Raw genomic sequence first — 2,597 nt, 5'->3', positions numbered from 1 at the left:
TGTTTGTGTCATAAGTTTGTCCTCCTTATTTTAGTTAGTTAATACTTTTTGTATAGTATACCATAAAATCTTTCGCAGGTCAAACTTGACACTTTATCATATCATCTCTGCGGTGAACGGTTACAAAAAATTCGACCTGTGTGGTTAAATGTAAAATGGATAATCTCCAATAAAAATGTCTAACTGAAAGGTAATGAGTCTTGCGAAGGACTAAAATTTCCCATTTTTCATTTCCTGTTTTACATTTATTTTTCCTTTGCGTCTGTGCGATGAATTAGTCTAATCGCACAGGTCGAAAAGATTTGTAGTGCGAGGCGTTATCTTCGCTTCTGGCAAGCCAAAAGGTCAACTTAAAGGTTCGCACTACATTTATGGGATGTGAGAGGTTAATTCGTATCCATTTGTGGTTAATTTCCTTAATTCTCTGTGAACTCTGTGCCTCTGTGGCTGAACGCTTACCAAAAAAAGATTTGACAAGAGTGAATTCCTCTGATAATATTTTAAAATATGGGAAAGAGGAAACTAAAAAAGAAGAATATTAAACCAGATTATGGGCAGATAGGCGGAATTCTTGTATTTTTACTCTCCTTTTTTACCTATTTAAAAACCCTTACCCCGGATGTGGCACTTCAGGATACTGGTGAATTAATTAGCTGTGCATATCTTCTGGGTATTCCACATCCACCTGGTTATCCACTCTATTGTTTACTTGGAAAACTATGGATGACTATTCTACCGATAGGTAATATTGCCTATCGGATGAATATGCTCTCGGCTCTATGTGCGGGTTTATCTTGTATGATGGTGTATTTTATCATTTTAAAGTTGGCAGTAACCAGTAAACAGTGGACAGTAAAAAAAGTTTTCTCCGATTCTCCAATTCTCCCTTTCTCCGTTTCTATTTTTAGTCTCATTCCGGCGATAGTTGGAGCATTAATGCTTACCTTTGCCTCTACCTTCTGGCAACAAGCAGTAATTGCTGAAAAATACACACTCAACGCCTTGTTTGTCACCTTCATAATCTTCATCTTACTAAAATGGGCAGAAGTACTGAGCACGGAGCGTGGAGCACAAAGCACAGAGAAAAATACTCCACGCTCCGAGCTCAAGGCTCAACGCTTACTCTATCTCTTCGCCTTCACTCTCGGGTTATCCTTTACCCACCACATGCAAACTATCTACCTAATTCCAGCAAGCATATTTTTTATCCTGACTGAATGTTATAAATGTAGATATTCATCACTCATCACCCTTCATTCCTCAGTCAAACTTCTTTGCTGTTTCATTTCCCCTCTTTTCTTATATCTCTATCTTCCTTTGCGGGCAATAGTTAATCCGCTTGTTAACATGGGAGACCCGGATACATGGAAAAGGTTTATAGAACATATCACCGCCGAGCAATTTGGTGGATACTTTGAAATCTCTGAAGCCGTTGGTCGCCTCTACACCTCTTTCGCCCAATTTTTTCCACATCAATGGACGATTTATCTCATCTGGTTTGGGTTAATAGGTGGGTTCTTTCTCTGTAAGTATTCAATGCGTCTTTTTGTCTTTTTATCTTTGATTTTAATAACCAATATCCTTTATTCATTATTTTATAACATCCCCAATATTCAAGATTATTATTTACCAGCATTTATCGTCTTTGCTATCTGGATGGGAGTTGGTGTCCAATATCTTCTGCTCTGGTTGATGAAGAGTAATAAGAAAAACACTGGGATTATTTACTTTTTATTCCTATCATTGCCGATTATTCCTTTAACTACCAATTATCCCGAGAGTAATCGAAGTCAATACTATTTTGCCTCTGATTTGCTCAGGAATATTCTAACCCCAATGGAAGAGAAATCTATAATATTCTTAGAAACAGATGATACCGCCTATCCTCTGTGGTATAGTCATTATGTGGAACAAAGACATCCAAAGGCAGTTTTTATTGATGTTCCATTTCTGGCAGTTCATTATGATTGGTATGTTCAAACATGGAAAGATAAATATCCTGATTTAGCCTTTACTTTTGAAATTCAGGATATGTTAGGGGTGAAAATGCGGCAGTTGGAAGAAATTAGAATAAAGCGAATCTACAATATCATCACCAATAATATTAATTCTCATACTATTTACAAAATTTATGATTCCGCCATGGCTACAAACTATTCTTTGGTTCCTCAAGGGATATTCTGCAAGTTATTGGAAAAAGATGTCCCTGTGGAAAAATTTAAAAAAGAACTGGATAAAAATAAAGGATTTTTATGTCGTGGGGCAGTCGATAAAAGGATATTTAAAGATGAACGAACTCAATCGCTCATCTCAATCTACCCGCAAAGTTATTATAATATTGGTAGTTTTTATTATATGTTAAAAATGTATGACCAGGCGATTGAAAAGTTCAAGCAAGCATTAGAGATAGACCCTGACTATTCCAAAGCCAGACATGGAATTGAAATAGCGTATAAATATAAATCGTAAGTATTCACCATTCACCATTCACAATTCACCATTCACAATTTCTTCCCTAAATTTCCTTAATAATGGTGAATGGTGAATTGTCAATTGTGAATTGTGAATTATCACTCTTCACGGTGTCAAGCAAACCT

Annotated in this window: 1 protein-coding gene; it reads left to right on the top strand. The window is 36.3% G+C overall.

Annotated features, from left to right (window positions below):
- The first annotated feature begins 507 nt into the window (after window positions 1–507).
- The gene (locus tag AB1414_18960; GenBank protein ID MEW6609493.1) at window positions 508–2,469 is read left to right on the top strand and encodes a DUF2723 domain-containing protein; all 1,962 of its coding nucleotides are present in this window, start codon (window positions 508–510) and stop codon (window positions 2,467–2,469) included.
- Window positions 2,470–2,597 lie beyond the last annotated feature (128 nt).

It is taken from the genome of bacterium (genome assembly GCA_040755795.1).
Classification (GTDB): domain Bacteria; phylum UBA9089; class CG2-30-40-21; order CG2-30-40-21; family SBAY01; genus JBFLXS01.
This window is presented reverse-complemented; position numbering and strand designations above follow the sequence as displayed.

Bases quoted from the DNA above. Each gene is read 5' to 3' on its own strand.
- AB1414_18960 (MEW6609493.1), top strand. From the start codon at position 508: ATGGGAAAGAGGAAACTAAAAAAGAAGAATATTAAACCAGATTATGGG.